This window comes from Pseudomonas sp. Tof1, from assembly GCF_055390395.1.
In genome coordinates, this window is record NZ_AP024344.1 from 5,472,928 (window position 1) to 5,485,000 (window position 12,073).

9 protein-coding genes and 2 rRNA genes (1 of these 11 cut by a window edge) are annotated in these 12,073 nt (G+C 58.8%); 4 read left to right on the forward strand and 7 right to left on the reverse strand.

Translation table 11 applies throughout. The features are described from left to right. Positions 1-11: 11 nt before the first annotated feature. Entirely contained in the window at positions 12-938 is a 927-nt protein-coding gene (locus ACZ5KU_RS24550; RefSeq protein WP_054057118.1) for a chemotaxis protein CheV, read from the reverse strand. Positions 939-1,018: 80 nt separating this feature from the next. On the opposite strand from ACZ5KU_RS24550, the gene flgA reads away from it, so the two are divergent. The 4 genes from flgA to ACZ5KU_RS24570 all read left to right on the forward strand — a co-directional run bounded on the left by flgA (position 1,019) and on the right by ACZ5KU_RS24570 (position 3,625). After that, positions 1,019-1,780 (forward strand): flagellar basal body P-ring formation chaperone FlgA, encoded by a 762-nt coding sequence (flgA, locus tag ACZ5KU_RS24555; RefSeq protein ID WP_054057117.1) that lies wholly within the window; start codon positions 1,019-1,021, stop codon positions 1,778-1,780. A gap of 168 nt (positions 1,781-1,948) precedes the next feature. Then, positions 1,949-2,269 carry a flagellar biosynthesis anti-sigma factor FlgM gene (gene flgM, locus ACZ5KU_RS24560; protein WP_054057116.1) on the forward strand — a complete coding sequence of 107 codons (321 nt, stop codon included), beginning with the start codon at positions 1,949-1,951 and terminating at the stop codon, positions 2,267-2,269. A gap of 48 nt (positions 2,270-2,317) precedes the next feature. Further along, complete coding sequence (locus tag ACZ5KU_RS24565) at positions 2,318-2,785, forward strand: flagella synthesis protein FlgN (protein ID WP_054057115.1); 468 nt, start codon at positions 2,318-2,320, stop codon at positions 2,783-2,785. 96 nt (positions 2,786-2,881) lie between these two features. Beyond that, complete coding sequence (locus tag ACZ5KU_RS24570) at positions 2,882-3,625, forward strand: flagellar brake protein (RefSeq protein ID WP_054057114.1); 744 nt, start codon at positions 2,882-2,884, stop codon at positions 3,623-3,625. A gap of 70 nt (positions 3,626-3,695) precedes the next feature. Here ACZ5KU_RS24570 and ACZ5KU_RS24575 read toward each other — a convergent pair whose 3' ends face one another. The 6 genes from ACZ5KU_RS24575 to ACZ5KU_RS24600 all read right to left on the reverse strand — a co-directional run. Next, positions 3,696-5,063 carry an MFS transporter gene (locus tag ACZ5KU_RS24575; RefSeq protein ID WP_054063113.1) on the reverse strand — a complete coding sequence of 456 codons (1,368 nt, stop codon included), beginning with the start codon at positions 5,061-5,063 and terminating at the stop codon, positions 3,696-3,698. 70 nt (positions 5,064-5,133) lie between these two features. Continuing rightward, positions 5,134-6,375 (reverse strand): glutamine synthetase family protein, encoded by a 1,242-nt coding sequence (locus ACZ5KU_RS24580; protein ID WP_464737433.1) that lies wholly within the window; start codon positions 6,373-6,375, stop codon positions 5,134-5,136. 201 nt (positions 6,376-6,576) lie between these two features. Next, positions 6,577-7,269 carry a sensor histidine kinase gene (locus tag ACZ5KU_RS24585; protein ID WP_054057111.1) on the reverse strand — a complete coding sequence of 231 codons (693 nt, stop codon included), beginning with the start codon at positions 7,267-7,269 and terminating at the stop codon, positions 6,577-6,579. Further along, the gene (locus tag ACZ5KU_RS24590) at positions 7,266-8,870 is read right to left on the reverse strand and encodes a tetratricopeptide repeat-containing response regulator (RefSeq protein WP_054057110.1); all 1,605 of its coding nucleotides are present in this window, start codon (positions 8,868-8,870) and stop codon (positions 7,266-7,268) included. The genes ACZ5KU_RS24585 and ACZ5KU_RS24590 overlap by 4 nt, the downstream gene beginning before the upstream one ends. Positions 8,871-9,354: 484 nt before the next feature. After that, a 5S ribosomal RNA gene (rrf, locus tag ACZ5KU_RS24595) occupies positions 9,355-9,470 on the reverse strand. 149 nt (positions 9,471-9,619) lie between these two features. Then, positions 9,620-12,073, reverse strand: a 23S ribosomal RNA gene (locus ACZ5KU_RS24600) (it continues 437 nt past the right edge of the window).

A 12,073-nucleotide genomic window follows, 5' to 3' on the forward strand; every position in this document is an offset into this window, starting at 1 on the left:
GTCCCCGGCTGTTATCCTGCAGCCTTGATCCGGTCAACCACCCGGGCCGCCAGGTCATCAGGTCGGAACTTGGCAAGGAAGTCATCGGCACCGACCTTCTTCACCATCGCCTGGTTGAATACCCCTGACAGGGAAGTATGCAGAGTGATGTGCAGCTTTTGCATCCGCGGATCGCTGCGAATCTCAGCAGTGAGGGTATAGCCGTCCATTTCCGGCATTTCAATGTCGGAGATCATCATCAGGAATTCCTCCTCCGGCTTCTTGCCCTCCTCGACCAGCTTGCGCAGATAGTCCAGCGCCTGCCGGCCGTCGTTCAGCGCCACCACCTCGACGCCGACCGTCTGCAGGCAACGCGTGACCTGCTTGCGCGCCACCGACGAATCGTCGACCGTGAGCACCCGCAAGGACACCGCCTTGGTCTGCGTCTCGACATCCACCACGCCCAGGGAAACCGATTCGGACATGGGCGAAACCTCGGCGAGGATCTTCTCCACATCGATGATTTCCACCAACTGGTTGTCGATGCGCGTCACCGCCGTCAGGTAGTGATCGCGCCCGGTCCCCTTGGGTGGCGGATGGATCTCTTCCCAGTTCATGTTGACGATGCGCTCCACCGACTTCACCAAAAACCCCTGGGTCTTGGTGTTGTACTCCGTAATGATCACGAACGGATTACTCTGATCCTTGAGTGCACCGGCCCCCGTGGCCATCGCCAGATCGAGGATCGGGATGGTAGCCCCACGAATGTTCGCCACACCGCACACCACCGGATTGGACTTGGGCATCAAGGTCAGCTTGGGGCATTGCAGCACCTCGCGCACCTTGAACACGTTGATCCCGTAGAGCTGCTGGCCGTCGAGACGGAACAACAGCAGCTCAAGGCGATTCTGCCCCACCAGTTGCGTACGCTGGTTCACCGAATCCATCACACCAGCCATGACTGCCCTCTCTGATCAAAGCCTCATCATCCGACGCCCACTCAGGAACAAACGGCACGAGCCTTGCTTTTTATACCGTTATGAAAGCACAAACGACATTTTTTCGACGCCTGACATCACAGTACCGCAGATTGCTCGCGGTGGTGTCCGTTTTATGCTGCCTGAACCCGAGCAACCCTGCTCTTGCGGAATCGGCGACCCTGCCTGATCAGCTTATCGGCGTGACCCAAGGCTTTCTTGAGTTCACGGTAGAAGACTATCTGGCCACCAGTCAAACCGAAGGGCGCTACGAGATCCAGGTCAACCAGTTGGACCCGCGCCTGCGCATGGCCGCCTGCGACAAGGAATTGACAGCCAGCCTGGAAAGCCCGGCGACACCGATCGGCCGGGTCACGGTGAAAATCCGCTGCGAAGGCAGCTCGCCATGGACCGTGTTCGTCCCGGCCCAGGTCAAGTTGTATCGCGATGTGGTGGTGACCACCCGCCCGCTCAAGCGCGCCGGGATCATCGAGCCAGGCGACGTGGCGTTGCGCGAGCGGGATATCAGCCTGATCAACCAGGGCTTCCTGACGTCACCGGACCAGGCCATCGGGCAGAAACTTGTCCGACCAATGGTCATGGACCAGGTCGTCACCCTGGTCCACCTGGAACAGGCGGAAGTGGTGCGCAAGGGCGATCAGGTGGTCATCAGCGCAACGAGCGGCGGCCTGGTGGTCAAGATGCCGGGCGAAGCCCTCTCCAACGGCGGCCTGAACGAGCAGATCCGGATCAAGAACCTCAATTCGCAGCGGGTCATCAAGGCTCGCGTCACCGCCCCCGGCCAGGTAGAGGTGGCTTTATAGATCGATAAGGCCACCTCGCATTCACTGGCGCCAGGCCGCCACTTTTCCTAAACTGTGGCCCAGACAGGGCTACAGCCTAGATGCAGACTCATTTTCAGATGAGGCTAAAGTTTTTCCGGGTATGGCCGAAAACAAGGCAAGCGTCCAAATACCCAGAGGTTTTTTATCATGGTCATCGATTTCAGTCGTTTGAATAACGCCCCGTCATTGACAGGCAGCACGCGCACCAGCGCCAACAAGGAAGCCGACAGCAGCGGCAAATCCTCGGCGGTGAACAGCCAGACCGAAGCGGTCGGCCAGAGCGGGGAATCGGTACACCTCAGCAATGAGGCTCAGCAGTTGCAAAAGATCACTGACAAGCTGCAGCAGCAGCCCGTAGTCAACAGCGCCCGTGTGGCCGAGTTGAAACAGGCGATCGCGGATGGCAGCTACAAGGTCGACAGCAACCGCGTCGCCAGCAAACTGCTCAACTTCGAAGCCCAGCGCTAGGCACCTGCCGGCGCGAGGCTTTTGGACGCTTAAAACCCAAGGCCAGCCATGCAAGACACCACTCTACTGCAACTGATCACCGAAGATTTTGCTCCAGCTCAAGATCTGCTCGAGCTGTTGCGCGCCGAGTCCCTGGCGCTCCATGGTCGCAACATGGTCGAGCTGGAAGATATTCTGGCGCGCAAGCAGGCGCTGATCATTCTGCTGGAACAGCATGGCCGCAAGCGCAGCCAGATTCTCGCCAGTCTCAACCTGCCCGCCAACCGCTCCGGCCTGGAACAACTGGCGGCACAGTCGAGCGTGGGCGGCGAACTGCTGAGCCAGAGCGAAGAACTCACCCGCATCCTGGCCGATTGCCAGGCCGCCAATGAACTCAATGGGCGCAACATCCAGGTTCAGCAAGCGACGACCGCAAACCAGTTGAAGATCCTGACCGGCGGCGAGCCTCCCGCACTTTATGATGCCCGCGGCTCGACGGCGAGGCTTGCGAAGCAACGCCCGCTGAGTCAGGCTTGAACCCAAACTGCTGCGCGCTCTGTTCAAGGCGCGTAACATGCTGGCAAAATGCTGGCTTTTGCGTGTAGTCGTATTTTGTCTGGAGATTGATGAACCGTGTCCAATGCCCCAAGCGCGGATGATGCTCCGCAGCCACCGAAGGTGCTAACCACGCCTCTGGAAATTTCCGCCAACCTGCGGATGCTGCAGGATAGCCATGACCCGTTGATCATCACGTTCCATGAACGCAGCCAGCGTTTCCAGAGTTTCGTGATCGATGTCGACCGGGATGCGGGCACCCTGGCCCTGGACGAAATGATGCCACGCGACGGTGAACGCTTCCTGGCAGCGGGTGAACCGTTCCGCGTCGAAGGCTTCCACGACGGTGTACGCATCACCTGGGAACAACCCCAGCCAATGACCGTCGACGAGACCAACGGTTGCTACCGTGGCTCGATGCCGGCCGAGGTGGTCTACCATCAGCGTCGCAACGCCTTCCGCGCCGCCCTGAAACTCACCGCACTGGTCAACATCGAACTGGGTGGCGACAAGCTCAAGGCACCGATCAACGGCAAACTGCTGGATATCTCCGCCAGCGGCTGCAAGCTGCGCTTCGACGGCGATATTTCCGATCGCCTGCAACTGGGCCAGGTCTACGAGCGTTTTATCGCCGCCCTGCCCTTCGGCCCCATGACCGCTCCGGTGGAACTGCGCCATCTGCACTTCGAGGAAAGGATCAACACCACCTTCGCCGGCGTACGCTTCCACAACATGAGCGGCCTGGTACAACGCCAGGTCGAGCGCTTCGTCTACCAACTGCAACGTGAAGCACGGCGTTTCGACAAGGACGACGACTACTGAGTCTGACGCTGCCTTCACCCACAAAAAACGGGCCACCTGATAAGGGCGGCCCGTTTTTTTATCGACACTGTCAGTTGCTCGACTTATGCGCCGGCTCAGGGTCGGACTCGTCCACTTCGGCAACAGCCTCTGCCGCCGGCTCGGTGGACGCGACATCCGCGACCGATGGCGCTGCCGCCGGGTTGTCGCACATCTGGTCCAGCACCACCTGTTCGTCGACCCGCGGGTCGAGCGCCGCGCCGAGGGGCGACATGGCCTCCGGCATGACCACGTGCTGCAACGGCGCATCCTCGACCTGATGCAGATTGGTCACCGCCTTGGGTCGGATGCGCAGCACCAGGATGAGCGCGAAGAAGCTGAAGAACGCATAGAGCATCTGGCTGCCGAACAGCTTCATCAGCACGCCCGCCGCCAGCGGCCCGATGCTCGCGCCGACGCCATAGGTCACCAGCAGCATGGCGGTCAGCGAGACCCGCCGATCCCCCTCGATATGGTCGTTGGAGAACGCCACCGCCAACGGATACAGACAGAACTGCAGCAACGACACCATGAACCCGACGACGAACAGCACCTCCAATGGAGCCGTGGAGAATATCGCCAGCGGCAGGGACGTCAGCATCAACAGCATGGCGACACTGCGGATCAGCACCGCCCGGTCATAGCGGTCGGAAAGCCAGCCCAGGGGCCACTGCACGAGAAAGCCGGCAAAGATGCAACTCCCCATGAACAGACCGACCTGCTCGGTGGAAAGCCCCTGCTGGGAAGCGTAGAGCGGCGCCAGACCGTAGAACGAGCCGACGATGATCCCCGCGCCCAGCACCGTGGTCAGCGACTGCGGCACACGCTTCATGAAGAAACGCGGCTCCAGCGGCGCCGGATGCAAGGGGGCCGGGTGAATCCGCCGGGTCATGGCCACCGGCACCAGGCACAATGCGAAGCACAGTGCGACCAGCATCAGCAACTCGGGACCGAGGGCAGGATGCATGACCAGGATCAGTTGCCCAAGCACCAGTCCGAGATAGGACGCGATCATGTAGCCACTGAAGACCACGCCACGCTGCCTGGCCTCGGCCTGTTCGTTGAGCCAACTCTCGATGACCATGTACTGGCACATCATTCCGAGGCCGACGATCATCCGCAGCAACAGCCAGGCCGGCAACCAGTTGACCAGTCCATGGCCCAGCACCGCCGCACCGACGATCCCGGCACATGTGGCATAGGCGCGGATGTGCCCGACACGGGCGATCAGCCGGTGGCCGATCTTGCCGCCCAGCACCAGGCCGAAGTAGTTGGCCGCCATCAGGGCGCCCACCCACAGGCCGTCGACATGGTCGGCCGCCAGACGCAGGGCAAGGTAGGTACTCAGAAGGCCCGAACCGATCAGCATCATCAGCGAGGCAAAATAAAGCGCTCTAAAGGATTTCCAGATTTGGCGCATTGACGTTCCTGGCGGCTCTTTGAATGAGGTTTCGGGCTACCCGGAAGATAGCCCGAAGCGGGAGTTACGTCTAAGCCTGGGCCGCCAGAACACGGCGTTCCCAGGGGCTGATTTCATCGAGGAAGCTGGTCAGCTCCATGGTTTTCGACGCGATATAGCCTTCGATGAACTCGCTGCCGAACAGCTCCCTGGCCAGCTGGCTGCACTTGAGGCGCTCCAGTGCCGCGTGCAGGGTGCATGGCAGCGACAGGGCGTCCGGCACCTCGAACTCGCCCTGAATGGCCGGCGTCGGCTCCAGCTCATGCTCGATACCGTAAAGGCCCGCGGCCAGGCTGGCCGCAATCGCCAGGTACGGGTTGGCATCCGCTCCCGGCAGGCGGTTTTCCACACGCCGTGCCACGGGCGAACTGGCCGGAATCCGCAGGCCGGCCGCGCGGTTGTCATGGGACCAGCAGGCGTTGTTGGGCGACGCATACGGATGGCACAGGCGCTGGTAGGAGTTGACGTTCGGCGCGAACAGCGCAGTGAAATCCGCCATGCACGCCTGCTGCCCGCCGATGAAATGATGAAACATCGCGGTAGGCTCGCCGGCGGCATCACTGAAGACATTTTTCCCGCTGCCGATGTCCACCAGGCTCTGGTGGATATGCATCGAACTGCCCGGGGTCTTCGCCAACGGCTTGGCCATGCATACCACGCTCAAGCCATGCTTGAGCGCCACTTCCTTGAGCAGATGCTTGAACAGGAAGGTCTGGTCGGCCAACAACAGCGGATCACCGTGCAACAGGTTGATCTCGAACTGGCTGACGCCCATCTCGTGCATGAAGGTATCGCGCGGCAGGCCCAGCGCCGCCATGCTTGCATAGACCTCGCTGAAGAACGGCCGCAAACCATTGTTGGAACTGACGCTGAAGGCCGAATGCCCCTCCTCGCGCCGCCCGTCGAGGCCGACAGGCGGCTGGAACGGCTGAGTCGGATCGGTATTGGGCGCGAAGACGAAGAACTCCAGTTCGGTCGCCACCACTGGCGCCAGGCCACGTGCCGCATAGCGAGCGATGATCGCCTTGAGCTGGCCACGGGTCGACAGGCAGGAGCTTTCCCCGGTCAATTCGTCCGCGTCACAGATCGCCAATGCACGGGGTTGCTGACTCCACGGCAGGCGGTGGATCTGCCGCGGGTCGGCCGTCAGGGCCAGGTCGCCATCATCGCTGCCGTAGAAACGCGCCGGTGGATAGCCGCCCATGATGCACTGCAGCAGCACCCCGCGCGCCAGTTGCAAACGTCGCCCCTCCAGGAAACCCTCGGCGGTCATCACCTTGCCCCGCGGCACGCCATTGAGGTCAGGCGTGACACATTCAATCTCATCAATGCCGGTCAATCGCTGCGCGAGCGAGTTCTGGCCTTCGCTAGTCATGACTCAATCCTTGTTTTTATAGAAGCCGCGAACGGCGCCCCGTACAAAATACGCACCAGCTGTTCGGGATTTCAAGCAGGGACGAGGAAAAAGCCTGACTCAGGGAAGATAGAGACTGAACAGCGCACCACCCAGGGTACCGCCGTTGCTGAGTTCGATACGCCCGCGTACGCCGTTGCGCTCGTGCAACGCAGCGATCCTTGCGGCGAAATACAGGCCCAGGCCGGTACTGCCCGTGGTCGGATTGATGCCCTGTACATAATCCATCTGGCGTTCAAGCATCTGCGCCGGGAAGCCGGGACCATCGTCATTGATGCTCAGCACCAGTTGCTCGTTTTCCTCGCGGACATTGATCAGCAAGGCATGGCAAGCGAAACGAATGGCATTGGTGACGATATTGCCCACCACCGAACCGATCAGCTCGCGATCGAAAAAGCCCAGCGGGCTGAAGTCGTCGACTTCATAACTGGCAACGATGCCACGACTGTTCAGGACCTCCTGACGGCACGCCAGTTGCGCGCCGATGAAGTCATCCATGTCGTGATAATCGGGCCGCAACGGCAACTGGTTGACGCCCAGCTTGTACAACCCCAGCAACTGCACCAGCATGCTGTTGAGGTGCGCGAACTCATACTCGATCACCGCACGCTCGGGGTTCTCCCGCTGCGCCGCGGGCAGGTGGCTCTGCCACTGGCCATGGGCCTGGATCAGCATCGCCAGCGAGTTTTTCATGTCATGCACGGTCGAGGCGATCACCGTGGAGAAATCCAGCCCCTGGTCCTTGTCGCTCATTCGCCAAACGCCCGGCTGCGCAATTTCTGATACCTCTCATAACGTGGATCGCTGTCCGGCATCTTGCCGACCATTTTCAGGCAGGCCCGGCACTCTTCGAGGATTGCCGCATCGGAAGTCTTCTGGGCGGTCACCAGCAGGGCCTGCGCGGCATTGAGGGCGATACTGATATTTTTCGGCTGCAGGGCCAGCGCCTTGCGGAACAGTGCCTGCGCTTCCTCCAGGTTGCCGCTCTTGTAGCTGCGCACGCCCTGGACGTTGAGGTCGATGGCGGCCTTGCCGCTGCCGAGAATCTCCGGGTCATCGGTCAGCTTGGCGATGCCTTTCATCACCGCCGGGTCGTCACCATAGATCTCCACGCAGTTCTTGAGCATCGAGGCACCGGCCTCGGCCTGCCCCAGTTGCTGCAGTTGCTTGGCCACCAGCAAGGCGGCGTCGGCACTCAGAAAGTTCTCCATACCCTCCAGGCGTGCCATCGCCTGCTCGGTGAGCTTGTCGGCGGTTTCGGCATCGTTGAGCAGCAGGCTGGTGGCCTTCATCAGCCGGGCACGCACCTGCAACCCTGGATCGTTGGCGTTTTCCTTGGCGACTGTGCTGAGTGTCTGGTTGATCTCCAGCCGCGTACGTGTGTCCAGCCCACGCTCGCTGCCCTTGCTGATCAACGCGTGAGCCAGGCCCAGATTGCTTTCCGGATCCTTGTAACGCGATTGCTCGCCCTGGGCGACAGCCTGGCGATAGGCCCGGGAAGCCCCCTCGAAATCCTCGTTGGCCAAGGCCAGCTTGCCCAGCAATGACTGCCGACGTACGGCCAATGGAGACAGGCGCACGGCCTCTTCCAGCACGCTCTGGGCACGTCGGGTTTCCCCCTGCTGGACCAGCACATCGGCGAGCCCGTCGTAGAGGGCTGGCATCATCGGGAATGCCTTGAGTGCGGTTTCGTACAATTCCTTGGCCTGAGTCATCTGACCACGCTTGTAGAGCAGTTGCCCCAGCATGGCATAAGCCCATGGCAGCGGGCGATCATTGAGGATGCCATTGAGGAAGCGTTCCAGCGGCTCATTCTGGCCGAGGGCACGCATTGCATCGGCACGATAACGCAGACACAGCGGGGCGAAACGGGTGTCCTGCTGGGTGAGCCGGGTACAGGCGGCCAACACTTCGGCCGGTTTGTCACGGTCGAGCGCCTGCATGATCGGCTTGAGCAGGTTCTTGCGCTGGACCAGCTTTTCCAGGCGCTGGGCCAGGCTGGCGCGGTTGAACGGTTTGGTCAGATAGGCGTCAGGCTCGTGCTCCAGGGCACTGAGGACCATGGCCTGGCTGCTTTCGGCGGTGACCATGACAAAGATGCTTTCATGGCTGATCAGCTTGTCGACCATCAGGTCTTCGAGAACCTGCTGACCATTCTTGCGGCCATCGCCAAGGTGGTAATCGTGCAGGATGAAGTCGTAGCGCTTCTGCGCGCACATGCGCAACGCCTGTTCTCCGGTGTCGGCGGTGTCCACTTCCTTGACGCCCAACTCCCGCAGCATGGACCTGACTGAACTGCGAAAATCGGAGAAATCGTCGACGATCAGAAAGCTTTTTTGGTGATACGCCAGCATCGAGATTCCTGTCATGGGAAATAGAAGAGGGCCCGAAGGCTATTGCAAGCACGGACCCACTTCACTGTCGCTTTCGCGAGCAGATAATAACTAAAGGCAAACTGCCACTAATCGATTTTACACCAACCTGTCATCGCATTGAGTGGCCCCGGCCTGATATTCAATCCAAGGGTAGCCGATGTACAGGTGGTGCTTTCCATCAAGTGACGCAAGACACAAGGCCCTTTGCGCAACTCATAGCCATCGCTAGTCAGGATATCGCCCGCAGTTGGCCAAACCTGAGGGTTGCCCGGTATCGAAGGAAAAAAAAGCATGCAGGGCTGCTGAGCTTCATCCGACACACGGCTCTCTCAGGCGGCGGCGGACCCGATGCCGACTGGTGGCCAGAGCAAACGCAGGGCTGGCTGGCAGCCTTGGGAGATTCTCAACCGCTGAAAAGACAAAACCCCTACCTGCCTGCGCAGATAGGGGTTTTGGAATTTAATCTTGACGATGACCTACTCTCACATGGGGAAACCCCACACTACCATCGGCGATGCATCGTTTCACTTCTGAGTTCGGGATGGGATCAGGTGGTTCCAATGCTCTATGGTCGTCAAGAAATTCGGTAGCCAGCTCGTTGCCTGGGCAACGCTCCAGCGAATCGGGTACGTGACAGTCTTTGGTGTTTTGTGCGTGGCAAACTTTCGGTTCACTTCGTCTTCATACACCGCAATCTGCTCATTCGACGCAAATTGCTTGGGTGTTATATGGTCAAGCCTCACGGGCAATTAGTATGGGTTAGCTCAACGCCTCACAGCGCTTACACACCCCACCTATCAACGTCGTAGTCTTCGACGGCCCTTCAGGGAACTCAAGGTTCCAGTGAGATCTCATCTTGAGGCAAGTTTCCCGCTTAGATGCTTTCAGCGGTTATCTTTTCCGAACATAGCTACCCGGCAATGCCACTGGCGTGACAACCGGAACACCAGAGGTTCGTCCACTCCGGTCCTCTCGTACTAGGAGCAGCCCCTCTCAAATCTCAAACGTCCACGGCAGATAGGGACCGAACTGTCTCACGACGTTCTAAACCCAGCTCGCGTACCACTTTAAATGGCGAACAGCCATACCCTTGGGACCGGCTTCAGCCCCAGGATGTGATGAGCCGACATCGAGGTGCCAAACACCGCCGTCGATATGAACTCTTGGGCGGTATCAGCCTGTTATCCCCGGAGTACCTTTTATCCGTTGAGCGATGGCCCTTCCATACAGAACCACCGGATCACTAAGACCTACTTTCGTACCTGCTCGACGTGTCTGTCTCGCAGTCAAGCGCGCTTTTGCCTTTATACTCTGCGACCGATTTCCGACCGGTCTGAGCGCACCTTCGTACTCCTCCGTTACTCTTTAGGAGGAGACCGCCCCAGTCAAACTACCCACCATACACTGTCCTCGATCCGGATAACGGACCTGAGTTAGAACCTCAAAGTTGCCAGGGTGGTATTTCAAGAATGGCTCCACGCAAACTGGCGTTCACGCTTCAAAGCCTCCCACCTATCCTACACAAGCAAATTCAAAGTCCAGTGCAAAGCTATAGTAAAGGTTCACGGGGTCTTTCCGTCTAGCCGCGGATACACTGCATCTTCACAGCGATTTCAATTTCACTGAGTCTCGGGTGGAGACAGCGCCGCCATCGTTACGCCATTCGTGCAGGTCGGAACTTACCCGACAAGGAATTTCGCTACCTTAGGACCGTTATAGTTACGGCCGCCGTTTACCGGGGCTTCGATCAAGAGCTTCGCTTTCGCTAACCCCATCAATTAACCTTCCGGCACCGGGCAGGCGTCACACCCTATACGTCCACTTTCGTGTTTGCAGAGTGCTGTGTTTTTAATAAACAGTCGCAGCGGCCTGGTATCTTCGACCGGCATGGGCTTACGGAGCAAGTCCTTCACCCTCACCGGCGCACCTTCTCCCGAAGTTACGGTGCCATTTTGCCTAGTTCCTTCACCCGAGTTCTCTCAAGCGCCTTGGTATTCTCTACCTAACCACCTGTGTCGGTTTGGGGTACGGTTCCTGGTTATCTGAAGCTTAGAAGCTTTTCTTGGAAGCATGGCATCAACCACTTCGCGTCCTAAAGGACACTCGTCATCAGCTCTCGGCCTTAAGATCCCGGATTTACCTAAGATCTCAGCCTACCACCTTAAACTTGGACAACCAACGCCAAGCTGGCCTAGCCTTCTCCGTCCCTCCATCGCAATAACCAGAAGTACAGGAATATTAACCTGTTTTCCATCGACTACGCTTTTCAGCCTCGCCTTAGGGACCGACTAACCCTGCGTCGATTAACGTTGCGCAGGAAACCTTGGTCTTTCGGCGTGGGTGTTTTTCACACCCATTGTCGTTACTCATGTCAGCATTCGCACTTCTGATACCTCCAGCAAGCTTCTCAACTCACCTTCACAGGCTTACAGAACGCTCCTCTACCGCGTCACTTGCGTGACACCCGTAGCTTCGGTGCATGGTTTGAGCCCCGTTACATCTTCCGCGCAGGCCGACTCGACTAGTGAGCTATTACGCTTTCTTTAAAGGATGGCTGCTTCTAAGCCAACCTCCTAGCTGTCTAAGCCTTCCCACATCGTTTCCCACTTAACCATGACTTTGGGACCTTAGCTGACGGTCTGGGTTGTTTCCCTTTTCACGACGGACGTTAGCACCCGCCGTGTGTCTCCCACGCTCGGCACTTCCAGGTATTCGGAGTTTGCATCGGTTTGGTAAGTCGGGATGACCCCCTAGCCGAAACAGTGCTCTACCCCCTGGAGTGATACGTGAGGCGCTACCTAAATAGCTTTCGAGGAGAACCAGCTATCTCCGAGCTTGATTAGCCTTTCACTCCGATCCACAGGTCATCCGCTAACTTTTCAACGGTAGTCGGTTCGGTCCTCCAGTCAGTGTTACCTAACCTTCAACCTGCCCATGGATAGATCGCCCGGTTTCGGGTCTATACCCAGCGACTAAACGCCCTATTAAGACTCGCTTTCGCTACGCCTCCCCTATTCGGTTAAGCTCGCCACTGAATATAAGTCGCTGACCCATTATACAAAAGGTACGCAGTCACAGAACAAAGTCTGCTCCCACTGCTTGTACGCATACGGTTTCAGGATCTATTTCACTCCCCTCTCCGGGGTTCTTTTCGCCTTTCCCTCACGGTACTAGTTCACTAT

Bases quoted from the DNA above. Each gene is read 5' to 3' on its own strand.
- ACZ5KU_RS24585 (WP_054057111.1), bottom strand. From the start codon at position 7,269: ATGAGCGACAAGGACCAGGGGCTGGATTTCTCCACGGTGATCGCCTCG.
- ACZ5KU_RS24565 (WP_054057115.1), top strand. From the start codon at position 2,318: ATGCAAGACACCACTCTACTGCAACTGATCACCGAAGATTTTGCTCCA.
- ACZ5KU_RS24575 (WP_054063113.1), bottom strand. From the start codon at position 5,063: ATGCGCCAAATCTGGAAATCCTTTAGAGCGCTTTATTTTGCCTCGCTG.
- ACZ5KU_RS24590 (WP_054057110.1), bottom strand. From the start codon at position 8,870: ATGCTGGCGTATCACCAAAAAAGCTTTCTGATCGTCGACGATTTCTCC.
- flgM (WP_054057116.1), top strand. From the start codon at position 1,949: ATGGTCATCGATTTCAGTCGTTTGAATAACGCCCCGTCATTGACAGGC.
- ACZ5KU_RS24550 (WP_054057118.1), bottom strand. From the start codon at position 938: ATGGCTGGTGTGATGGATTCGGTGAACCAGCGTACGCAACTGGTGGGG.
- ACZ5KU_RS24580 (WP_464737433.1), bottom strand. From the start codon at position 6,375: ATGACCGCCGAGGGTTTCCTGGAGGGGCGACGTTTGCAACTGGCGCGC.
- flgA (WP_054057117.1), top strand. From the start codon at position 1,019: ATGAAAGCACAAACGACATTTTTTCGACGCCTGACATCACAGTACCGC.